The sequence below is a fragment of the Actinobaculum suis genome (genome assembly GCF_900102025.1).
Classification (GTDB): Bacteria; Actinomycetota; Actinomycetes; order Actinomycetales; family Actinomycetaceae; genus Actinobaculum; species Actinobaculum suis.
Genome location: NZ_FNAU01000009.1, coordinates 37,868 through 60,717, shown reverse-complemented (window position 1 = coordinate 60,717; position 22,850 = coordinate 37,868). Strand labels below are relative to the sequence as shown.

Here is a 22,850-nt window from a genome sequence, read left to right as displayed (position 1 = left end):
CGTTCTTCACAGCCGCGTGTCCATTGCCGCGCGCTTACTGCGCGTTCGTGTAGCCAATGAGTTCGTCGCCATTGCGAATAATCATGTGGTCGCCAGCAAAATAGACTTCATTGCCCGGCAAAGACCAAGCAATATGTCCACCTTTGCCAACCTGCCAGTATCGGACCGTTCCAGCTACTCCGTTAGCCGGTCCGCCGGCCTTACTGCCAGCTTTACTGCTGGCGGGTGCACTGTTTGTATTGCCACTTGCGTCATCGGTTGGCACCTCACGAGCCGCGCTATCAGCATTGCCGCTACCAGCCACGCTGCCCGGCTTGGGCGCTACCGTATACGTAAAGCCGTGGAAATCGCGCGGGGCTTGTTTGACTACAAATTGCATTTGTTGCGGGTCCGGCAATTTATCTGCGTCCGGAATCGGCACCTTGTAGCGCCAGCTGGAGAAAGAAACTTCTCGGCTCGGTGCCACCGGTTCATCAGGCGCATAAGTTATAGCCTCGCTGGAGGAAATATCGATAGCCAAATGTTTATCGCGAATATCCGGATCGGCTAAAAAGTCAGAAGCTGCCTGGAAGCCATCATAAATACTGATCGCCGGTTCTTGTTCCTCATTTACCGCAACCAACACTTCCGAAGCATTGTTCTTTTCCGTCTTCCCAGTTTTCCCGCTTTCCTCAATATAGAAACCATTGCTGGGAATCCAGAACCCGCCCACCACCGGCACAATCGACTTATTCGCCGCGAAACTAATTTCCCCTTCCGCAACCTGATCGCCGGTCTTGGCATCATACAAATGCCATTTACTTTGCCCTTCCGCATCCGGATCGGTTTTATCTATCACCATGACCTGCTGGGAACCAGCATTGAAAGCCGCCGCCCGCAACGTAGCTGCCCCGCTTTCCACGCGGAACCGTGCTGCCCCGCTTTCCACGCGGAACCTTGCTTCCCCACCGTCCTGGTCAAAACGTGCCAAGTACCAGCCCGGTGCCTGCGCGCCCTGCTTTTCTTCCCCACCCGGTTCGGTGGCCACAGGCGCGACGACGATGCACCCGCCTTCGCGCAGCCGCCAAATACGTTCTTTCCCGGCCAGCGCCGCGGCCGCAGCATCATTTGCCGGCAGCTGCAGATCTTCCGCAGCTCCGTTGTTGGCCGGTTTTGGCGCCGAATTGTTTGCAAGCTCCGGGCCAGCTTTCTGCTCCCCTCCAGCTTTCTGCTCCCCGCCAGCAGACTGGCCCGCGTCAGCAGACTGGCCCGCGTCAGCTGCCTGGCCCGCGTCAGCTACCTGGCCCGCGTCAGCTGCCTGTTCCGCGCCGGTAACCGGCTCGCCCGTTTTCGGGTCGATTACCGCATAGTCGCCGGACCCATCCCAGACTTCCAGGTATTTTTGGTCTGCCGAAACGCGCACATACTGCAAGCCAGGTAAGGCACTTGCCGCATCAGTGCTGGCGGGCTCACTGCCCGCGGCCCCGGCGTTCCAACGCCAAATCTCACGCGGTTCACCCGCCCAAGAAAACCCGTCCGCGGCGGGTGCGGACGGCGCGGACGGCGTCGTCGTTACTGGCGCCGCCGGATCTGAGGTGGCAGGCCCCGCATCCCCGCCACCCTTTACGCACCCTGCGGTAAGCCCGAGGGGTAAGAGCATAGCTACGAGGCCGGCGATGAACCGCTTCATTACACAGTTCCTTTCTGAACTGGCTCTTTCTGAACTGAGCCACTCGCCCGGCGCGCGACCCGTACAGTTTTTGATTCTGGCTATTCCTACGCTAGCAGGCCTCGCCGCGCGGGCCGCTACGCCAAGCCGTAACGTTAAAAACCGCGCCCTACCGGGCTTTGCGTGATAGGTGTCGCCATCTACTTGACCAAAACTTGCCACAGATCACATACAGGAAAGGTTAGGTTTGGCTAACCTTAACTGCATATTGCTGGAAAGTGTACGTAAGTGCACGCCGGCTCGCGAACACGCGAGCCATTGTGCCAGTTTTCGCGCACCTTGCGCGAGGAAAGATAATAGGAAAAGGACACACTATGAAGAAAGCACGGTTCGGCATCGTTGCCGCAATCGCCGCCGTCTCCCTTGCGTTTACGGGTTGCACAAACGCCGATAAGACCCAGGACGCTCCTACCGCTTCCGCTCCGGCCGCGGAAACCAGCGCACCTAGCGAGGCAGCCACGGTAGAACTTGCCGATGGCGTTGCCAAGGCAAAGCTCAACCCGGTAGATGCGGATGGGAAGATCGAGGTGACCGACGCGCACGGCACGCAAAAGATTACGCCGAATCCGAGCAAGGTCGTGTTGCTGGACAACCGCACCTTCGAGACTCTGGAAGATTGGGGTATCAAGCCGGTAGCTATCCCCAAGAAGGTAACGCCTTCCACGATTGGTTGGAAGAGCGATGATTCGGTGCAGGACGTCGGAAACCACCGCGAACCTAATTACGATGTGATTACCGCCGCGGATCCGGATTTCGTGCTGGTGGGGCAGCGTTTCGCCCAGCATTATGACGACATCAAGGCCGCCGCACCGAATGCCGAAATCTTGGACCTCAACGTGGACTTGCCCGCCAAGGCCACCGATCCGAAGGCTGGCGAATCCGGCCAAATCTTGGTGGATGGTTTGGCGCAAGACGTACTCACGCTGGGACAGATCTTCGGGCACGAAGAAGATGCCGCCAAGCTGATCAACGATCTCAATGCGTCGATCGAAAATGCGCGTGCTGGCTACAAGCAGGGCACGAAGGTGCTTTCCGTGAATACTTCCGGTGGCAAGATCGGTTTCTTGGATCCGGATGTGGGCCGCGTTTACGGCCCGCTGTATAACCTGCTTGGTTGGGAACCCGCCCTTTCGCTGGAGAGCGGCACCAACGACCACAAGGGTGACGAAATCTCTGAAGAAGCTATCGCACAGGCCAATCCGGATTGGATCATGATCTTGGATCGCGACGCCGCCGTGGGCGATTCCGATAAGAAGAAGGACGGCGAAGCGAAGAAGTCGGTGCCGGGCCGCGAACTCGTAGAGACCTCGCAGGCACTGAGCAATGTCACGGCCGTAAAGGAAGGCAATATCTATGTTGCCCCGGCCGATACCTACACCAATGAAGGCATCCAAACCTTCATCGAGATCTTCAACGATCTAGCCAAGCTCGGCTAGGCGAAGGGTTGCCGGCACCGGTTCCCGGCCCGGGCTCGGATTCAGGCATCTCGCCACTATCGAGCCCGGGCCTGCCGGCACGTGTTGCGGGCCTGCCCGGCACCGCCGTAGCGGGCCCGCTACCACGCCAACTCTGCCACCGGCTAACCCCGTCCTGGCTGGCCGGCTAACCCCGCCCTGGCTGGCCGGCTAACCCCGCCTTACCGGCACGTTAGCCTCCGGCACATATTTGGAGAGGATTTTCTATCACGGACGCCGCTCTCGCACCCGCTAAAACCAAAACCACACCGCCGCGTTCTTCGCGCCGGCCACTCGGGTGGAGCTTCCTTATCGCTTGTATTGCCCTCGTGGGTTTGCTCTACCTTTCGCTCACTACCGGCGCTTATGATCTTTCCCAGCCAGACGGGCAGGAAATGTTTTGGATTACGCGCTTCCCCCGCACGGCCGCGCTGGTACTTTCCGGTATCGCCATGAGCCTGGCCGGCTTGGTAATGCAGCTCCTTACCCAAAATAAATTCGTGGAGCCTTCCACCACCGGCACTACCGAATGGGCCGGTTTAGGTTTGCTGATCGTAATGCTGCTGTGGCCGGACGCTTCGGTGGTGACGCGTATGCTCGGCTCGATTATTTTTGCTTTCGCCGCCACGCTTATTTTCTTGCTATTTTTGCGCCGCGTAACTTTGCGCAGTTCCGTGATCGTCCCGATTATTGGCATGATGATCGGCGCCGTCGTCTCCTCTATTTCTACTTTCCTTGCTTTGCGTTTCGACGTTTTGCAAAACCTTTCTACCTGGTTCCAAGGCAGTTTCGCGCCGATGGTACGGGGCCGCTATGAACCGCTGTGGATTGCGCTCGTGGTCACCGTGCTGATTTTCCTCCTCGCCGACCGTCTTACCGTCGTCGGGCTGGGAAGCGACGTCGCCACCAACGTGGGCCTGAACTATAACGCGATGATGCTCGCCGGAACCGCGGTGGTGGCTGCCGCATCCGGCGTGGTCACCGTGGTGGTAGGAAACTTGCCCTTCCTCGGACTCATCGTGCCGAACGTGATTTCTTTAGTGCGCGGGGATGATCTGCGCTCGAATCTTCCGTGGGTATGCGTGGGCGGTGCGGCCACGATCACTGCTTGCGATCTACTCTCGCGCACACTCATCGCCCCCTTCGAAATCCCCGTTTCGCTCATTTTGGGGATTTTGGGCTCCGCCGTTTTCGTGTTGCTTATCGTTTCGCGCCGGGGGAGGTTGCAGTGAAAAAGTACGACGACGCCGCACCGGCCACTACTTCGACTACCGCCGCAAAGGCAAATCCGCCCGCGCCTACCCAGAAAACCGCGGCAGCCGCCCAGAATCCAGCAGCCACCCAAGCTCCGGCTCCCGCCCGCCCGCGCCGCGGCACCGCAACTTTTGCGAGCCGGCGCGCCCGGATTATTTACTGGACGATATTGGTGGCAATGATTATTGCCGGCCTGGTTTTTTCGGTTTTGCACGTAACTATTGGCAATATTGCCGAGCCGGGCACGCAGGCGTGGACGATTATTGCGAACCGCCGCGCTAAAACCCTGGTCGTTATGTTGCTCGTGGCGGTCTGCCAGGGTATGTCTACATTGGCTTTCCAAACCGTGACGAATAACCGCATTTTGACCCCGGCGATTATGGGTTTTGAATCTCTATATTCAGCCTTGCAGGCGAGCGTGATTTTCATCTTCGGGGTGGCCGGGTTTGTGGCTTTCCAAGGCACAGGGGCATTCCTCGCGCAAGTAGCTCTCATGGTGGCCCTAGCCGTGGCGCTCTACAGCTGGCTGTTGGGCGGAAGAATGGGGAACCTGCACATTATGTTGCTGGTCGGGATCATTATTGGCACCGGCTTGCGTTCCCTTTCTACTTTTATTCAGCGGTTGCTTAGCCCTTCCGAGTTTGATGTGTTGAGCGCCCGCATGTTCGGTTCGATCGCGAATGCAAAAACCGATGAACTACCGGCCGCGATCGGCCTGGCTACCGTGGCCGCAATATTGCTGTTTGTGTATGCACGCCGGCTCAACACGGTTTCGCTGGGCCGCGACGTCGCTATCAACCTGGGCGTGAACCACACGCGGGCCTTGATGTGGACGCTGACTTTAGTGGCCATGCTCGTCTCCGTATCTATGGCCCTCGTGGGCCCCATGACCTTCTTCGGTTTCCTCGCCGCCACCCTGACCTATCAAGCTGCCGAGACCTACGACCACCGGTTCCTCTTCCCGATGGTCGTAGCGATCGGTTATACCCTGCTCGTGGGTGCCTACGTGATTATGCAAAACGTGTTCTACGCGGAAGGCGTGGTTTCTATCATTATCGAACTCGTTGGCGGCACTTTCTTCCTCATCGTCGTTCTTAAGAGAGGCAGGTTGTAAATCATGCACGACGCCGTATCCCCCGCTCCCTCCTCCACCCCGCACACCGATTCCGCGGTTTCTGCCCAGCCCGCTGCAGGCCCAAGCTCTGGCATTTGTGTGGAAGGCGTGGTGAAACGCTACCGTTCGGATGTGGTGATCGGGCCTTTTGACCTGGAAATTAAACCGGGCGGCCTCACTTCTTTGATCGGCCCGAACGGGGCCGGCAAATCCACTTTGCTCACCATGATCGGCCGACTTTTACCTTTCGATGAGGGCCGCATTGAGGTAGCAGGAATGGACGTGACCCGGGCGAACTCGAATCGTTTCGCCCGCACCTTGGCGATCCTCAAACAGGAAAACCACTTCGTTACTCGGCTTACCGTGCGCCAGCTGGTGGGATTTGGCCGCTTCCCGTATTCGAAGGGCCGGCTCACCCCGGAAGATGAAGAAATCATTTCTCGCTATATTGATTTCTTGCAGCTCGGCAAACTCGAAGACCGCTATCTAGACCAACTTTCGGGCGGGCAGCGGCAACGTGCCTATGTGGCCATGGTGCTCGCCCAAGAAACCGACTTCGTACTCTTGGACGAACCGCTCAACAACCTCGACATTTCCCATTCGGTACACATGATGCGGCACTTGCGCCGCGCCGCCGATGAACTGGGCCGCACCATCGTGCTCGTCTTGCACGACATCAATTTTGCTTCCCGGTATTCGGACCAAATTATTGCCCTACGTGATGGCGTGGTGTGTGACTCCGGCACCCCGGAAGAAATCATGAGCCCGTGCCGTTTGTCCAATGTTTTCGACGCCGATATAGACGTCGTCGATACCCACCGCGGCCGGGTTGCCATCTACTAACCCGGCAACTGCCGACTCCCGTACTTGGGGCAGGTTCAGCCACGCCCGCGTACTTGATGCCCGCGTAGTTTGTGGCTAAACCCCGCGTACTTGGTGCCCGAGTACTTGGTGCCCGCGTGGTTGGTGGCTAGCTGCTTTCAGCATTGCGGTTTTCAGCATTGCGATTTTTCCGCGAGTTTTCACCACTATTGTTTTGCGTGGATTTGTTGTTTTGCTGGGTCTTGCGATGCTGAGCCATTTGCCGTAAAGACCGTTTTGATTGGTTGCGCCGGCGAGTGGCCCGCGCCTGCCGTTCGGCTCTAACTTGCGCGCGGCGCTCCTCCGAACGAAGCACCGCCAGCCGGGCACTGAGCGAACTGGAAACTTTCGCCAGCGTATCGTTCACCGAATAGTCCCGATTTTGCGGCAGCTTCCATCCGCGGTAGCGGGCCAAAATCGCCACTCCCGCGGTAATGCACGTAGTAACCACCATGCCCACGCTCGGCATATGCACATACCAGAAAATCGAGGCGGGAATAGTGCCAATCACGGAAGCCGTGGCATATAAAGTATTACCGCCGAAAATTACGGGCGTGCGGCCCACCATAATATCGCGGACCATCCCGCCACCCACCGCGGTGATAACGCCCATCATCGCCGCTGGTACGTAAGAAAAACCGGCGTCGAGCGTTTTCGTTACCCCGGTAGCGGTCCACGCCCCAATAACGAAAGCGTCCATAACCGTCATGGAACGCATAATCCACTTCCCGTGCACGCGGATCAGGTACGCCACCGCGGCGCCCAACAAAGCCATTGGTAAATACAGCGGATTGGTGAGGGCAACGGGCGGTTGATGCAGGTTCGGGCCATTTGCGATGAGGACATCGCGGATCATGCCGCCGCCGAGCGCGCTCATAATCGCCACCACCACGAAACCCACGGCGTCGAAGTGTTTCTCGCGCGCTACCATGCCCCCAAGCACGGCCGCCACAAATACCCCACCGATATCCAAGGTGTTGAAAACAACCGGGTATAGCGCAGACAAATCTATGGACACAACGAAAGTTTAGTTGCTAGAACCCCTCCCAGGCGGGAACGTTCTACAAATCGCACCCAAACCAAACAATAGGCCTGTTTCCCGGCGCGCTTAGCGGCGGATAGCTTTAGCGGCGAATAGCTTTGGCGGCGGATAGCTTTGGCGGCGGATAGCTTTGGCGGCGGCTAGTCTTTATTTGGCGCGGAGGCGGACCAGTATCCCGCGGTGGTCCGAGCCGCCCGCGTCTACCACTTGCCCGGCTACGCCCTGCCAGTTTTCCGAACCGGTAATAACGCGGTCAATCGGAGAAGCCAGGAAGGCAGGAAGCACCGTGGGCCAGGTTCCGGTTCCAGCAATGCCAGCCTGCCGGCCCAGATCATGGCAACTCCTATAGCCGGCCAAGCGCTGGTGGTCTGCAGTGGAATTGAAATCCCCCATGATTATGGCCTCTGGCTGGCTCGTACACAGCTCATACAGCACCCCGGTAGTGGTCCGCCATTGCTCCATAAGTTTTTGCACCGGCGTGATTGGATGTGCGGCCACAAATTCGGGTGCCGTGGCACTGACTCCAGCCACCGGGGCGGCTGCCACGATATAACGCGCGGCGTTCCCATCGGCCCCCGGCACCGAAACCTCCGCGTATTCGCCAAGATCCGCGGAAATTAGCAAAACGGTGGAGTACCAATCGGATTCATACCGGGAAATATTGTGGTCAAACTGCTGGAAATGCAGGCCCTGGGCGGCTAATTGCGCCACCAATTCGCGGCCGTATTCGGTGGAAGTTTCCGGGAGCGAAACCGCTTTGACGTCGTTGTTTACGATTAGTTCCGCGATTTTATCGAGCGGCACATTCCCGCCGCGCGTGTTGTATTGCAAAGTGGTGAGGTCTCCCGCGGCCGCGGTTTGTAGTAGCGGTTCACTAGTTTCCGACGCCGGAGCGCTATACCCCCGGTCAAATATCACCAGGCCGTGGAAAACTGCTCCAGCTAGGAACACGACGGCGAGGGTGAGGCTCATGGTGCCGCGCCCGCGCAGTACGCGGAACACCGCCCCAAAAAGTGCAAAGATGGCCGCGAGCGCTACGAATCCCACCGTGATCATCCCCCGCATGGCAATAACCTGGGCGGCAGGAGCGGTGAGCGCAAGTTCGGCAAATTTCGGGCCGAACCAGGCCGGATTAACCGTCCATATCACGAAGGCCACAAGTAGCACGGTGATAACAATCCCCAGTACTTTCCTTATCATCGGCCCTCCTTCACAGGGTTTTCCGTAGCGGCCACGCGGCTAATTCGCATCCCGCCGCATTATTCCGCCGTTATCTCGCAGTTCTCGCAATCTACCCAAACTCTACCGGCCGGGTGAGAAACCACTCGCGCTACCTGTACCACACTCTGCGGAACCCACTGCTCCCCACCAGTTCCGAGGTTTGTGCTCTGCGCGCCAAACAACCATTTCCGCGGTTTGTGTTCCACCCGCCAAACAACCAATTCCGCGGTTTGTGTTCCACCCGCCAAACAACTAATTCCGCGGTTTAGGTTCTACCCACCAAACACCAATTCCGCGGTTCCGGTTGCCAGCCACTAAATCCGCGGTTACCAGGTAAGCAGTATTTGCTGCGCCGGCCAGCTCGTGCGCGGCACCTGTTCCTCAAACTAGACGGCTCGCTACTAGCAGCCACGCCGGCCAGCTCGCACGCGGCGCGCGGTGTTCCCTTCGCCGGATAATCTAGGAGTTCTGGGCTGGGCGTGGGATAATGCCGGCAGGTATGACACACGAATCCGATCTTTCTGGCGAGCGTCCCGCCCGCCGCAATATGCAAACCAGCCAAAATCCACGCGATCAACGCTCGCGCGGCCAGTCCCACCGCGGTCAAAAGCCGGTTCCCCGCACGCAGCCGCCGACTAACCGCGGCCGCAGTAAAACCGGCCAGAGCCAAACCAGCCACGAACAGCCGCCAACTAGCCGCGGCCAAAAATCAGGCCGGCCGGGCCAGCGCCGCCGTAAAGCTCGGGGCAAAGGCCAGAGCAGCGGCCAGGGCCAGGCACGCCGCCCGCGCGTGCCGCGCGCTTTTAGCCCGCAAGAAATCGCGGCGCGCCGCGCCTCCCTGCCCGAAATCACCTACCCGGCCGAACTTCCAGTTTCGGCGCGCCGGGAAGAGATCAAGCAGGCCATTGCCGAAAACCAAGTGGTGATTGTGGCGGGCGAAACCGGCTCCGGGAAAACCACGCAGCTGCCCAAAATCTGTTTGGAGCTGGGCCGCGGCGTCGAAAAAATGATCGGCCACACCCAGCCGCGCCGTATCGCGGCCCGATCCGTAGCGGAACGCATCGCGCACGAACTTGGCCAAAAAGTAGGCCAAACGATCGGTTTCCAAGTGCGGTTCACCGAAGAAGTTTCACGTGAAACTCTCGTGAAACTTATGACGGACGGGATCCTCCTCAACGAAATCCAGTCCGACCCGCAACTTTTACGCTACGACACGCTCATCATCGACGAAGCGCACGAACGCTCCCTCAATATCGACTTCATCCTCGGCTACCTGGCTCGCCTCCTCCCCCAACGCCCCGACCTTAAAGTAATCATCACCTCCGCCACGATTGATACCCGCCGGTTCGCGGAGCATTTTGGCCAGCACCAATACCGCGGGAAGGCCGGCGAGCTGGCACCGATCGTCGAAGTTTCCGGGCGTACCTACCCGGTAGAAATCCGCTATCGTCCGCTCGCCCCCGAAGATGAACTCACGCCCGCTCCCGAGCACGACGCCGCACACCCCGGCACCGACCGTGCTACCGGGAACGCTGCGAACCGCTCTGCCAGCGGCGTCGGTACTGCGCCCGCGGCAAACAGACCCACGGCCGCTACCCCCGCGGTAAACAAACCTGCTACCCCCGGCCGGGCGGACGCAAAAGACCAGGTCACCGGCATTATTGAGGCCGCGGAAGAACTGTTGGCGGAAGGGCCGGGAGATATTCTCGTTTTCCTTTCCGGGGAGGGCGAGATTCGGGATACCGTGCGCGCTTTCCAAGACGAGTTCGGACCCAAATATGTGGCGCCGGGGGAGAAATCTTCAGTGCCTGGCGCCGTGGAAGTGCTGCCCCTTTTTGGCCGCATGTCTAATCAGGAGCAGAACCGGATTTTCCACCCCGGCCCGCTCCCGCGTATCATTTTGGCCACGAATATCGCCGAAACTTCGATTACCGTGCCGCGCATCAAGTACGTGATCGACCCGGGAACCGCCCGCATTTCCCGGTATTCGAATAAAACCAAGGTGCAGCGGCTTCCCATTGAACCGATTTCCCAAGCTTCCGCTAATCAGCGTTCGGGCCGGTGCGGGCGGGTGGAAGATGGAATTGCGATCCGCCTCTATTCGGAAGTAGATTTCCAGGCGCGCCCCGAGTTCACGCAACCGGAAATTCAGCGTACTTCCCTGGCCAGCGTGATTTTGCAAATGCTTTCCCTCAACTTGGGAAGCGTGGAAGAGTTCCCGTTCATTGACCCGCCGGAACGGCAAGCCGTGGCGGCCGGCGTCCAACTATTGGAAGAAATTGATGCGATTACCCCGGCCTCGCGGGGCGGCCAACGCAAACTCACGAAGGTTGGGCACCGGCTCGCCCGCCTCCCGATCGACCCGCGGCTGGGCCGCATGTTGATCGAAGCGGAAAGTAACGGTTGTGCTTCCGAAGTGCTGGTTATCGTGGCCGCACTTTCCGTGCAAGACGTGCGGGAACGGCCCACCGAAAAGCGGCAAGCGGCCGATCAGTATCATGCCCGGTTCAACGCTGCTTCTTCCGATTTCCTTTCCTACCTCACTTTGTGGCGTTACCTGCGCACCCAGCAACGCGAACTTTCGGGCGCTGCTTTCCGGCGTCTCATGCGTGCCGAGTTTCTGAACTATCTGCGTTTCCGGGAGTGGTGCGACGTCGTAAACCAACTGGAAGAAATGTGCCGCCCGTTAGGAATCAGAATCCGCCGTTTGGCTCTGCCCAGTCCTGCCGAGATACAGGAGGCGATTACTAATGATCTTGGCGCGGGTAATCCGGGAGGTACGCCGCAAGCGGCCGCGGTGGCGGAAGCTTGCCGCACTTTGGGCCGGAGCGCCGATACTCCGGAAGCGGGCGCTATCCACCGGTCTTTACTGGTGGGTTTGCTTTCGAATATTGGGAACTATCGGGAACGCACGCGCGATTATGCCGGGGCGCGGGGCACGCATTTTGTGATTTGGCCCGGTTCTGGTTTGCACCGGCGCACCCCGGCCTGGGTCATGGCCGCTGAACTGGTGGAAACTTCCCGCCTGTTTGCGCGCACGGTGGCGGCCATCAAACCCGAATGGGTGGAACCGGCCGCGAAGAATCTGGTGCGCCGCTCCTATTCAGACCCGTATTGGAGCAGCCGCGCCGGGGCCGCCATGTGCAAAGAAAAAGTGACCCTGTATGGGCTCACGCTCATTGCTGACCGGCCGGTTTTGCTTTCCAAAACCGGTACGCCCGGCGGCCGAGAACTTGCCCGGAGCATGTTTATTGAACACGCTCTGGTGGAAGGTGATTGGCGCGGCCGGCACGATTTCCAAGACCGCAACCAGGAAGCACTTGCCCAGGCATATGAAACCGAATCGAAACTACGCCAACATGGGCTGGTGGCTGATGAGTCTGCGCGGGCCAAGTTTTATGCGGAGCGGATCCCCCAGCACGTGGTTTCTGCCGGGCATTTTAATTCTTGGTGGAAGAAAGCCCGCCAAGAGAACGAACATCTTCTGGATTTCACGCAAGAATTCTTACTGGGCGGGCAAAGCGCCGCGGCAGACGACTATCCGGGCCAGTGGCAGCAAGGCGAACTAACCTTCCCGCTGGAATATAGTTTCTCCCCGGATTCTTACGCGGATGGAATCACTGTGGAAATCCCGGTTTCGGTATTGCCGCAGGTTACGGAAGCCGGTTTTGATTGGCTCGTGCCCGGAATGCTCGATGAGCTTGTGATCGGCACGATCCGCGGTCTACCGAAACGCGTGCGCCGCCAACTGGTTCCCGCCCCCGATACTGCGCGCGAAATCTTGCCGCTCTTACCCGCGTGGGAGGATGTGGCCCACGGGCAGGCCGGTGCTCCGAGTTTCCGGGAAGCTTTCACGCAGGTCGCTTTGCGTTTGCGGGGCGTAGAGATCGACGACGCCGCCTGGGCGGAACTGGATTTGCCCGAGCATTTGCGGATGCATTTCCGGATTGTGTCTGAACGGGGTGCCGTCCTCGAGGAAGGTAGTTCTTTAGAAAAACTCAAGCACGATCTGGCCCCGCAATCCCAGCACGCGGTAGAAACCGTGGTGGCCGGGGCCGTGGCCCAAGCTCTAGACGAAGCGCGGCGTAGCCTCCCGGTGGCCACGCAGAGCGAGGAGCCGCTCACGCAGTGGCCCACGCCTTCTTCCGCGTCGGATGCTTCTGCCACGCCTTCCTCCGCTACGGGTGCTTCTGCCATGCCTTCCTCCGCTACGGGTGCTTCTGCCACGCTTTCTTCCGCGTCGGATGCTTCTGCTGCGGATGGCAAGCTTCCGCTCGTATTGGAAACTGCCGGACCGCATGGCACAGTGGTGCGGGCTTATCCGGCTTTGGCGGACCGGGAAGGCAAGGTGTATTTGGACGTCGTCGCCTCCCCCGGGGAACAGGTACGGGTACACCGCGGCGGCGTGATCCGTTTGGCGGCGAATACTTTGGCCCTCCCGGAGGCGCGGATTACTTCCCGCTGGGATGGGGAAACTTCGCTGCTGTTAGCGGCTTCTCCGGCAGCTTCGACCAGTGCGCTGGTGGCGGATTTGCAGTGGGCGGCTACGCGCAACTTGGCGTTACGCTGGGCGAAAAGCCAGGATCTTACGGTGGCAGATATTCGTTCCGGGAGCCAGTTCACGGAATTGACTTTGTGGGCGCGGGACGAGTTTGAAGACGAAGTGTTTTTGCTCGCGCAAGGCGCCGCGCAGGCCACGCAGGCTTGGGCGGAAGTGGAGAAGCTGATTCGCGAATCTTCCTCGGTGGCTTTGTTGGCTACTGTGGCCGATGAACGCGAACATATGAATACTTTGATGCCGCCGAATTTTGTGGCCGCTACCCCGCCGGAACGGTTCTGGGATTTGCCGCGCTACCTGCAAGCCGCAAAATACCGGATCGAAAAGGCCCAATATAATCCGCTCGGCGATGATTCTTTGGCTTGGCAAGTGCAAGAAGCGCGCGAGGCAATCGCGCGTGCCCGGCAAAAACTGGAGTACCAAGAATATTCGCCGCGGGCCGCCCGGATTTTGGAAGAAGCGAAATGGATGGTGGAGGAACTGCGAGTTTCCCTGTTCGCTCAGCAGCTCGGTACCAAGGGCAAGGTTTCTGTGAAACGGATCGAACGCAAACTCGCCGAACTCGAAACCGAAGAGCGCTAGCGCCACCGCTAGGCGAGGTGCCCTGCCGTGGCCCGCGGTTCCGGCGTCCCGCGCCGGCTGCACGCCGGAACCCTGCAAGCCCGTTAGGCGAAGTTTCCGCAGAGGATCACGAGGCCGATGCCGGCCGCCACGCCGGCCGCAATCCCACCCCACCATTCGAGTTGGTCTACCCAGTCGGAACGTTCCAGGGAACCGGTTTTGAAAGGCAAAACGGGCGGATTATTGGCCATGAGCTTGGGGCGGCGAGCCAGTTTGTCTATGAGTTCTTGCTGTTCCGGAGAAATCTCCGGCGAGTTTTCGAGCTCTCCGTAGCCGCGTTCGATTTGGCGTAGGGCCATGAGCGTGCCGGGCGCTGATTCGTGGAAACTGCCATCGTTTTTGCCGTACGCGGCCACCACGGTACGAAAGTCGGCGCTACCATCTTGTTCGGCTACCGGGCGGACGACGACGGGAAGAAACACCGCCATTTTCCCGCGGCTTTTCTTGTATGTCCGTACCCCGCTGGATTCGTCGGTCCCCAAAACGCGAGCCACCACATCTGCACCCGGGCCCGGTTTCGGATCGCGCCACAACCACCAGGGCGATGCCAGCGCAGCCAAAAGCAGCAGCGTAATAACCAACAGCGTGATTCCCGCGCTGGAAGCAAGCCGGAAATTCAGCCACATCAAAGCCACAACTTCGCCCACGAGCAGGCCCCACAGCAAACCGGTAGTGCACCGGCGCACGTGATCAATCGGCCGTTTCGCCCCGCGTTTGGCCGCCGCCCACACTTCCGCCACCACGTGTGTTCCCAGATATGGCCGTACCATTAGCTCCTCATTCCTCGCTTTCTCCCGTTACTTTCTTCCGGTCTCCGTAGCGCGATCCCCGTAGTCTCTCCGTAGCGCGATCCCCATAGTCTCCGTAGCGTGATCCTCGTAGCGCGATTGGCGCGGTATTAGTCGAGGTAAACTGCGCCGTCGTCGCGCACGGAAAAATTGAACCGTGCCGGTTTCCGCCCCGTACCGAACATGTTTTCTTCGCGGGCGTCTTGGCGCTCCCAGTCGCCAATCGAGAGGAATCGGTAATCGTATTCTGCGCGCATGATCCCTCCTTCTACCAATACCTTGCCACCCATACCGGAAAGCTCGTAGCTAACGCGCGGCTCTTCCACCCAGGTACGTTTCACGTTCTGCACTTGCCCGAGGGGTGAGACGTCCAAAGCCTTCGGGCATTTGCCGCCCGCCCGCGCGGAAGTTTTTTCCATACAGTCACGCATACGTTCTTGGAACAGTTCGACGGCGCGCTGGCCAGCCGCGTCATTGCTGCGCGCTTCCAAATCAATCCGCGCCCGCGCAGGTTTATTAGAACCGGCCGGAATGACCTCCGGTGAGGCATCCCCTTCCCAGGTCACATAAGAAATCGCGCCGCTATTCGCCGCGCTACTATCCGCGGCGCTACTATCCGAGCTATTTGCAGCGCCACTATTCGCAGCGCCACTGTCCGTAGCGCCGCTAGCCGCGTTGTGCGCGGGCTGGAAATTGTAAATACCGGGCAAGGCGGCCAGTTCCGTGCCCGCAGCGGCGTCTGCGGTATCTATGAGCACGCCGTTGACGCGCCGAGCCTTACCGGTTTCGCCGAGCCTAATACTTCCCGCAAAGCCGGAAGTAATTTTCCATTCGGTTCGGGAGGAGTTTTCCGTTTCCGCTTTGGCCAGAGAAATCACCACGGTATAAGCTTTGCCGTTTTGTTCCGCCTGGACGGTAACATCTACCCCTTTGCGCGTTTCCGTAACATCAGTAATATCCAGCGAGCTGGGGCGCTGGGTGGCCGCGTACACCTCATTGGAAAGGAGGGCCCGGTTTTCACCTTCTGTGTATGGATCGTAGAGGGCAAGGGCATCGAGGGCCCGGCCGTCCCGTATCGCGCTCACGTACTGCTCCGCCACTTCCCGCGGAGTGTAACGCTTTTCTTGCGAATATACCGAATATGCTTTGGCGGCTAGGAGGAAAAGCAGTGCTAGCACGAAGACGGCTACACAGCCGATCACAATTCTTTTGTTATTGCCGGCGGGGCGCCGCTTGCCGGGCCCACCCATTTATGCGCGTGCGGCGAGCAGGAGGTTCACAATCCCGCTTGCCCCTTGTTCGACGCTGTCTAGGGTCTTTTCGAATTCGGCGTCGGCCCCACCCCAGGGATCTGATACGTCCCAGCGCCCCGAAGAATAGTAGAAATCGGAACTGGAATTGCGCCGTTTCCGGGCGGGAATATCGTCCTCGCTCGGTTCGAGCACACCTCCCGGCCCAAACACGCCGTGCGGGCAAATTCCCAGGCCGGAACCGTCAAATTCCCGCCACAAATGTATGGCACCTTCATCTAGGCCGGCCGCGCCCAATAAACGTTTCAGGGCGCGAGCATGGCCGGTTGTCATAGCGAGTATCAGCCCAGATTCGGCAAGTTCTTTTTGCGTAACGCGGTGCGCGGCGCGCTCCGGGGTGGGGTACCCCCGAGCTTTCAGGGCTCGCTGCGCGGGCGGGTAGATCCCACGCCCGTGTTCTTCATTCGAAACTCCCGCGCTCGCAACGCGGATATCCAGCTGCGCCTGCGCCAATTTTTCACGCAAAACAACTTCCCCCATGGGCGAGCGGCAAATGTTTCCCGTGCAAACCACAAGAATCTGCGGGCGCTCGTGCAACCTCCGCAAGATATCCCCGGTCTGATTGGCAAGTTCGGTCATAACGCCCATGGTACCTGCTCCAGCGCGCCCGCGAATCGAGGTATTTCATACCGGACCACTTGTTGGACCTTTTTCTTCCACCCAACGGGACGACGCCGGTTTGCAAACCGGCCCGAAACCTCCCGGGCGGGTGCAAACCGGCGTCGTAACACCGTATTGCTTGGCGGCCACGCTATGTAACGGTCTAGGCGCCCGCGTTATTCAGCAGCCGCACGCTACGTGCTGGCCGCGCTATTTAGCAGCCGCCCGCTACTTGCCGGCCGCGTTATTTGGCAGCCGCGTACTAGTTACCCGCTGCGCGCTACCGTGACTTTTCCTTAGAGGATGCGTTCTTGGCCACCGGCGGTGTGGAAGAAGTGCAACTGCGTGGTATCCGGCACTGCCCACACGGTTTCGCCAATGCGCGGGGCCGTGAGCGGAGGTACGCGCACTACCATTTGTGCGGAATCATCACCGGAACCGAACTTGTGCTCGCTTTCCCCGGAAATCTGCCCGTACACGTAGTTATCCGAACCCAGGTTTTCTACCATTTCTACCTTGAGTGGCAAAGCATCGGGCGCTTCGGATTCGGTAAGGCCGGTGAAAGCTTCGGGCCGAATACCGATGATTACTTCGCTATTATCTTCGGCCGTCAGGCCGTCAATCACTTCCCGCGGGAGGCGGATATGCCCATTGCCTACCTTCGCCACTTCGCCTTCCACCCGGAAGACGCCGAGGTTCATAGCCGGCGAACCAATAAATCCAGCCACGAAAGCATTCTTGGGCCGGGCATAGAGTTCTTCCGGGCTACCTACTTGCTGGAGTACCCCGAAGTTGAGGACAGCAATGCGGTCTCCCATGGTTAGCGCTTCGGTCTGATCGTGAGTCACATACAAAGTGGTGGTGCCCAAAGAACGTTGCAAAGTAGCAATCTGGGTACGGGTTTGTACGCGCAGTTTTGCGTCCAAATTGGAAAGCGGTTCATCCATGAGGAATACGTGCGGTTTACGCACGATGGCACGGCCCATGGCTACGCGCTGCCTTTGCCCACCAGAAAGGGCCTTGGGTTTGCGATCCAGGTAGGCTTCCAAATCCAAAATACGGGCAGCTTCTTCCACCCGCTTATTGATTTCGTCCTTCGGGCGCTTGGCGATCTTGAGCGCAAAGCCCATATTTTCCCGTACCGTCATATGCGGGTATAGCGCATAATTCTGGAACACCATCGCAATATCGCGATCCTTGGGAGCAACGTCTGTTACGTCGCGATCACCAATGAGAATGCGGCCGGAATTTACGTCTTCCAGGCCGGCGAGCATACGCAAACTCGTTGATTTTCCGCAACCGGAAGGCCCTACGAGCACTAGGAATTCCCCGTCTGCAATATCAAGATTGAGGTTATCTACGGCCGGAGAATCCGAACCGGGATAAATACGGGTTGCGTGATCAAATGTAACTGTAGCCATGTTTATACAATGGTCCCTTCACCGGCAGGTACGTGCCGGACGATCCGAGTGAAAGGTGCCCGAGTGTCAACTCTGACACGGTTATGCCGTGCATAACTTCAACTATTATTCCACGGCATTTCACGTGGCGGCAAGGAAATGAAGTCCCGCCTTCTGGAAGGCTTTTCACACAGCTTTTCTGTACATTTTCAGGCGGGCGGCCGCTTCCTGTGGTGCCGCCGAAAAATGTGGCGGGCTTGGTACGGCGCTGGGCGCGAGCCTGGATTACCATAAGCGAGGCGAGCCGTGCCCGCGCCGTGCGGGCTCCGGCGTTTTTGCATCCCGGTTGCCGCGCCAGGCACTGGCCGGGTTTTCCCGGCCACGGCAGTGGCCGTGTTTATTTGTATTGCACGCAGGAAGGCGGCCCCAAACGGTGATTGTATTCGCTGGAGTTATTGGCTCCGGAAAGACGACGTATTCCCAGAAACTCGCCGATTCTTTGGGCTCGGAAGCCTTTTACGAATCGGTGGATGATAATCCGATCCTGGTCAAGTATTACGAAAATCCGCAACGCTATGCTTTTGCTTTGCAGATTCATTTCCTGAACCGTCGTTTCCGTTCGATTAAAGATGCTTTCGTGCACGACAATAACGTGCTGGACCGGTCGATTTATGAAGACCGAATTTTTACGAAGGTAAATACCGATTCGGGCAATATTAGCGAAGAAGAGTTCGCCGTTTACGATTCTCTGCTCGAGAATATGATGGAAGAACTGGAAGGTATGCCTAAAAAGGCTCCTGACCTGCTGGTTTATCTCGATATTTCGCTGGAGCGGGAGCTGGAAAATATTCGCCGCCGCGGCCGTCCTTTTGAGCAGATTGAACACGATCCGAGCCTGCTCGATTACTACAAGACTTTGCGGCGCGAATATGCCACCTGGTACGAGTCTTACGATAAATCTCCCAAGATGCGGATAGATACCGATAAGTACGACGTCGCTAAGGATGCGGATTGGGCGGAAGTGTTTTCCCTAATCGAAACCAAACTCCGCGAAATCCGCGAACCCTAAAAACCGAAACTCTAAAAACCCGCGTTTCACGAAAACTGATCCCGGATTAAGCCTGTGCCTAATCCGGGATCAGCGCGCTCTAGCTCAGCGGCCTGTAACTAGCATTTAGCGGCCCGTAATCAGCTCACCTTCGCGCACTACGTGGGTCACGCGATATTCTTCGTCGAGTACGAGGAAGTTTGGTTTCTTCCCGGGTTCGTAGGTGAGCGTGACGCCGGTGGCGGCGTCGAGCCCAAGGGCGTGGACCGGGCCGGCCACGCAGGCGCGAATCGCTTGCGGCAAGGAAAGGCGGCCGCGCCGGGCGAAGAGTCCGAGCTGGTCAGCAAGTACGGATGCCCCGCCAGCAATCGAATTGGTGCCCAGCAAGTAGCACACGCCATCCCGAATTTCGACGTCGAGCCCGCCCAGCTTGTACTGCCCGGAACCTAGCCCCGCGGCCGCCAAAGAATCGGTAACGAAGAAAGCCCCCGGCACGATTTCCGCTTCGCTCGCGCCACCGCAGCAAGCCTTCGCGTCTCCGCAGCAAGTTTCCGCTTCCTCACCGGTGGGAGCTTCCCCGGGCCCAGCGGTATCTCCGCAGCAAGCCTTCGCGTCTTCGCAGGCCGGCCCGGCCAGGTAGAGGTAAACGTCTTCCACTAGGTCCGCAGACAAATGGTGGCTATCGGCGATGAGTTCCACCGCGATTTCGCCCCGCCGTGCCGCTTGCACGTATTCGCGCACCGGGCCGGGAGCCCGATGCTGAATCCCAGGCATCGCATTAAACAAGTGGGTAGCAGTTTGCGGCACGTGATGGTTGCGTAAACCGGGCAGACCTTCCGCCGCAGTAATTGTCACTTCGAGCAGTTCCCGCGCGGTTTCCCCGTCCGCATTCGTATGCCCCCAGCTGGGCACAGCTCCATATTCGAGCAGTAGCTTGGCCGCTTCCCGCGCATTCCCGGTTTCCGGGGCGATCGTCATGGTTTTGATCCACCCGCGCCCGGCTTCCAACCAGCTACGTAGCTCTTCCAGATTCGCATCGCGAATCACCGCCGGGTTTTGCGCGCCCTTTTTCTCCACCGAAATATAGGGACCCTCCAAATGGATGCCCGCTAGGTGCCCCGCCTCGCAATACGGCACCAAAGCATGAATTTGCGGGAGCGGATCGGCCAAAGAAACCAAGGAAGCAAACATGGCGGTAGTTCCGCCCGCTAGATGCGTAGCAATCGCGGTTTCGATCTGCGCCGGTTCGTAATCATCGGAAAATCCGAACCCACCGCCGCCATGGCAATGTACGTCCACCACGCCCGGCACAATATAAGCCCCGCGCACTACCTGCGCGGAGGCTGCTGTAGTTTCTGTAGTTGAGGTTGTGGCCGGCGCCGGAGTGTGCGCGACGGGCGCGCCCGGGCCGGTGGGTTCCAAAACTTCGCTTAGTTCGCCCGCACTGTTGAGCCGCAAGCCGTGGCCGACTTCGCGCCCGTATCCGTCAAAAGTTGTGCCCCGAAATTCCATTTTCGCTTCTCACTTCTATTTAGTGCCCGTGCCCGCGTGCAACTTTGCCGTGGGCCCGCCCCCGATCGTCTTTCCGCCACGCCGATCGCCAAGCGTTTTCTTCTCCGCTACCTACCCCGGTTCCGTTTCCGCCGCCTTCCGCAGCCGGCGTCCATTTCCCGGTTTCCCGGTAACGTTCTCTTCCCGGTTTTCCGGTAACGTTCTCTTCCCGGTTTTCCGGTAGCGTTTCCGCACTGTTCGCTCAGTTCCTATTCTTCCCGATTTTCGATAACGGCGCCGTACTTCCGCCCGTGCCGCGTGCCACGCCCGCAACGTCCCACCCGTCTACCCGCTGGTCCTATTCCTTCCTCCCCCGCATTTCCGAACTAGACATTTTCGGCGCGTATCCTGCCCCCGATAACTGCATTCCTGGGCAGTACTAGCCTTTGGCGCTATTTACCTTTGGCAGTGTTAGCCTTTTGGCTGTATTAGAGGTATTTACCCTTGGCGATATCTGTCTAGTCAGCTGCGCACGCGAAAGGAGGCCAGCCGATGCTGATTGCGGAAGCGATACTTGTGGGCTTGCTGATTGGCGGCGTAGTAGGCGCTTTGGGGGCAGGCGGTGGAATTCTTTCCGTACCGGCGCTCATATTTTTCTTAGGCTACAGCCCGCACACTGCTGCGGCCGGTTCCCTCGTGGTCGTTGGGCTCACCTCCCTCAGTTCCCTACTTTTCCGGGCACGACGCCGTGAAGTCGCCTGGAGCCGCGGCCTCATTTTCGCCGCGGTGAGTATTCTCGGCACGCTTGCCGGCACGGCCCTCGGCGCGCAGATTAGCGGCCGCCTGCTCATGTTTCTTTTCGCCGGGCTCATGGCGGTAGTCGGCGTCGTTATGCTGTGGCGTGCCGCCCGCGCAGGTAAAAGCACCCCCGCAAATCCCGCAGAAAATACTGCAGAAGATACCGCAAACTCGGGAACCCCGCCCCCTTCCGCGTGGCGCAAGATTTTACAAACCGTACTGGTAGCTTTGGTGACCGGCCTGCTCACGGGACTGTTTGGCGTGGGTGGCGGATTCCTTATCGTGCCGGCACTGGTGATGATGGGCATGCAGATGCGGCTGGCTGCGGGCACGTCTTTGCTGATTATGGTCATCACTTCGGTAAGCGGGTTGTTGGCACGGTTGCCGGACGGTTTTGCGGGGATAACCTGGCCGGCACTGTTGCTGTTCGCGGCGGCTTCAATGCTCGGCGGAATGTTGGGCGGGCCGCTCACGCGCAAAGTTTCCAACCGGGCACTAACCGCGGTGTTCGGGATACTTTTGCTGGCAATTTCGGCGTATACGGCAATTTCTACCGCGCTCGGTGGCTAAACCAGCGCCGAGATCGCTCGGTGGCTGAGGCGCGCGCCCCTGTGCAGGCACCCAGATGCTTATATTTTCGCTTAAAAGCGAGTTATTCCCGCCGCTCAAAGTTGGAATTTTCACGGCGGGCGGGCTATGGGCGAGGGCGCTACGCCGGTACCCTGTGGAGCATGGAAACCGTTTTGACTCTGTGTACCGCTGCGGATGTGCCCGAATTGGCACGTATCCGCAGGGTTATCGAGGAATCGATGGCAGCCGAAGGCATTGAACAGTGGCCTGTCGGTTCTTTGCCAGCGGAGGAAATTGCGCGCCTGGTTGCGGATGGTGAGTGGTGGTGCATTCGCGACGGCGCACATATCGCCCTGGCGGTACGGATCCTAGAAGAAGATCCACTTATTTGGCCGGATGGCGTGCGGGCACTCTACTTGCATTCCCTCATGGTGAATCCGGACTATCGCGGGCGCGGGCTGGCCAGCCAGCTTTTTGTAATCCTGGATGATATTGCCCGCGAGCGCGGCCTGCGCCAAATCCGTTTGGACTGTGTGCCCCGGCTGTTGCCTTTCTACGAAAAGCTTGGTTTTATTCAGACTGGTTTCACGCATTCCTGGAATGCTTCAGAAACCGAAATTTCGCATTTGTTATACCGGCCGGTGGGTGCGGCGCAAGGTCAACCCCGCGAAATCCTCGGCCTGAAACTGGAAAAGCGTCAGCGCGAAGCTACCGCTGCGCCTGCTCTCGCGGAACTTTCGAATGCGGGCACGGAATCGGAGATCCGCAATCCTTTGCGTAATGTCTCCGAGGCAGCACAACTACCCTTGGGACTCCTCACGGATGTCCCTTCCGATTACGATCCTGCCGATTTCGAGGTGCCCACGGATTACGAAGCAACGCCCGCATAAGCGGCGGGCTATTGCATAAGCGGCGGGCTATTGCATAAGCGGCGGGCTATTGCATAAGCGGCAGCCGCTACTATTTGCGGGCTGCTGCTATGTGCGGGCGGCGGGCCGCTGACTTCTGGGTG

16 protein-coding genes are annotated in these 22,850 nt (G+C 58.9%); 8 read left to right on the top strand and 8 right to left on the bottom strand.

What is annotated here, in order from left to right; translation table 11 throughout:
* Positions 1 to 34 precede the first annotated feature (34 nt).
* Positions 35 to 1,669 (bottom strand): hypothetical protein, encoded by a 1,635-nt coding sequence (locus BLT47_RS05980; protein WP_074662762.1) that lies wholly within the window; start codon positions 1,667 to 1,669, stop codon positions 35 to 37.
* Positions 1,670 to 2,022: 353 nt separating this feature from the next.
* Here BLT47_RS05980 and BLT47_RS05970 point away from each other — a divergent pair, with 353 nt between their 5' ends.
* From BLT47_RS05970 to BLT47_RS05955, 4 genes are all read left to right on the top strand, one after another.
* A complete protein-coding gene (locus tag BLT47_RS05970) occupies positions 2,023 to 3,144 on the top strand; it encodes a siderophore ABC transporter substrate-binding protein (RefSeq protein WP_074662756.1) in 1,122 nt (373 codons plus the stop codon).
* 347 nt (positions 3,145 to 3,491) lie between these two features.
* Positions 3,492 to 4,394, top strand: a complete 903-nt coding sequence (locus BLT47_RS05965) for an ABC transporter permease (RefSeq protein ID WP_244924589.1) — start codon at positions 3,492 to 3,494, stop codon at positions 4,392 to 4,394.
* Positions 4,391 to 5,530 carry an iron chelate uptake ABC transporter family permease subunit gene (locus tag BLT47_RS05960; RefSeq protein ID WP_256332552.1) on the top strand — a complete coding sequence of 380 codons (1,140 nt, stop codon included), beginning with the start codon at positions 4,391 to 4,393 and terminating at the stop codon, positions 5,528 to 5,530. The genes BLT47_RS05965 and BLT47_RS05960 overlap by 4 nt, the downstream gene beginning before the upstream one ends.
* 3 nt (positions 5,531 to 5,533) lie before the next feature.
* The gene (locus tag BLT47_RS05955; RefSeq protein ID WP_083330106.1) at positions 5,534 to 6,373 is read left to right on the top strand and encodes an iron ABC transporter ATP-binding protein; all 840 of its coding nucleotides are present in this window, start codon (positions 5,534 to 5,536) and stop codon (positions 6,371 to 6,373) included.
* A 127-nt stretch (positions 6,374 to 6,500) separates the two neighbouring features.
* Here the strand turns inward: BLT47_RS05955 and BLT47_RS05950 are convergent, their stop codons facing one another.
* Together BLT47_RS05950 and BLT47_RS05945 are read right to left on the bottom strand one after the other, a co-directional pair.
* Positions 6,501 to 7,409 carry a trimeric intracellular cation channel family protein gene (locus BLT47_RS05950; protein WP_074662753.1) on the bottom strand — a complete coding sequence of 303 codons (909 nt, stop codon included), beginning with the start codon at positions 7,407 to 7,409 and terminating at the stop codon, positions 6,501 to 6,503.
* Positions 7,410 to 7,580: 171 nt separating this feature from the next.
* Positions 7,581 to 8,633, bottom strand: coding sequence for an endonuclease/exonuclease/phosphatase family protein (locus tag BLT47_RS05945; protein ID WP_049619825.1), 1,053 nt, complete (start codon positions 8,631 to 8,633; stop codon positions 7,581 to 7,583).
* Positions 8,634 to 9,153: 520 nt separating this feature from the next.
* Here BLT47_RS05945 and BLT47_RS05940 point away from each other — a divergent pair.
* A complete protein-coding gene (locus BLT47_RS05940; protein ID WP_256332551.1) occupies positions 9,154 to 13,794 on the top strand; it encodes a DUF3418 domain-containing protein in 4,641 nt (1,546 codons plus the stop codon).
* A gap of 83 nt (positions 13,795 to 13,877) precedes the next feature.
* Here the strand turns inward: BLT47_RS05940 and BLT47_RS05935 are convergent, their stop codons facing one another.
* From BLT47_RS05935 to BLT47_RS05920, 4 genes are all read right to left on the bottom strand, one after another.
* A complete protein-coding gene (locus BLT47_RS05935; protein WP_074662750.1) occupies positions 13,878 to 14,603 on the bottom strand; it encodes a hypothetical protein in 726 nt (241 codons plus the stop codon).
* 128 nt (positions 14,604 to 14,731) lie between these two features.
* Positions 14,732 to 15,823 (bottom strand): hypothetical protein, encoded by a 1,092-nt coding sequence (locus BLT47_RS05930; protein WP_143021792.1) that lies wholly within the window; start codon positions 15,821 to 15,823, stop codon positions 14,732 to 14,734.
* Between the two features lie 48 nt (positions 15,824 to 15,871).
* Complete coding sequence (locus BLT47_RS05925; RefSeq protein ID WP_049619851.1) at positions 15,872 to 16,510, bottom strand: low molecular weight protein-tyrosine-phosphatase; 639 nt, start codon at positions 16,508 to 16,510, stop codon at positions 15,872 to 15,874.
* Positions 16,511 to 16,827: 317 nt separating this feature from the next.
* The gene (locus BLT47_RS05920; RefSeq protein ID WP_049619829.1) at positions 16,828 to 17,952 is read right to left on the bottom strand and encodes an ABC transporter ATP-binding protein; all 1,125 of its coding nucleotides are present in this window, start codon (positions 17,950 to 17,952) and stop codon (positions 16,828 to 16,830) included.
* A gap of 412 nt (positions 17,953 to 18,364) precedes the next feature.
* Between BLT47_RS05920 and BLT47_RS05915 the strand changes: the two genes are divergently transcribed.
* A complete protein-coding gene (locus BLT47_RS05915; RefSeq protein ID WP_074662744.1) occupies positions 18,365 to 19,000 on the top strand; it encodes a deoxynucleoside kinase in 636 nt (211 codons plus the stop codon).
* Positions 19,001 to 19,105: 105 nt separating this feature from the next.
* Here the strand turns inward: BLT47_RS05915 and BLT47_RS05910 are convergent, their stop codons facing one another.
* Complete coding sequence (locus BLT47_RS05910; protein WP_074662741.1) at positions 19,106 to 20,491, bottom strand: N-acetylglucosamine-6-phosphate deacetylase; 1,386 nt, start codon at positions 20,489 to 20,491, stop codon at positions 19,106 to 19,108.
* Positions 20,492 to 21,022: 531 nt separating this feature from the next.
* Between BLT47_RS05910 and BLT47_RS05905 the strand changes: the two genes are divergently transcribed.
* Together BLT47_RS05905 and BLT47_RS05900 are read left to right on the top strand one after the other, a co-directional pair.
* Entirely contained in the window at positions 21,023 to 21,838 is an 816-nt protein-coding gene (locus tag BLT47_RS05905; RefSeq protein WP_074662738.1) for a sulfite exporter TauE/SafE family protein, read from the top strand.
* Positions 21,839 to 21,999: 161 nt separating this feature from the next.
* Positions 22,000 to 22,728 (top strand): GNAT family N-acetyltransferase, encoded by a 729-nt coding sequence (locus BLT47_RS05900; RefSeq protein ID WP_074662735.1) that lies wholly within the window; start codon positions 22,000 to 22,002, stop codon positions 22,726 to 22,728.
* Positions 22,729 to 22,850 lie beyond the last annotated feature (122 nt).